We start from the raw sequence: 222 nt of genomic DNA, 5'->3' as shown, positions 1-222 counted from the left end.
CCTTTCTCGTTAAAAGTAGAAAATTTATAAATCCAGCGGTAAATCACCTGATTAGCTACTCCATGAAGTTTGGATAGCTGTGGCACACTCAGTTGACCGCTTTCAAAGTCTGCGACAATCTGTCTTTTGAACTCATTAGAGTACTGGCGTTGCTTTCGCAATAATCGTACATTGGGTTTCATACAAGTTGATTTTGTGGTCAACCTATATCAGGGACGTACA

The 222-nt window shown here is 40.1% G+C and carries 1 protein-coding gene; it reads right to left on the bottom strand.

Annotated features, from left to right (window positions below; genetic code table 11):
- Window positions 1-182 (bottom strand): transposase (locus RM541_RS17430; protein WP_311501408.1); only part of this gene is annotated, 182 nt, incomplete at its 3' end.
- Window positions 183-222: the final 40 nt, after the last annotated feature.

This window comes from Autumnicola psychrophila (assembly GCF_031846645.1).
Lineage (GTDB): Bacteria > Bacteroidota > Bacteroidia > Flavobacteriales > Flavobacteriaceae > Autumnicola > Autumnicola psychrophila.
The sequence above is the reverse complement of the archived record's forward strand: the minus strand, read 5'-3'. Positions and strand labels throughout refer to the sequence as shown.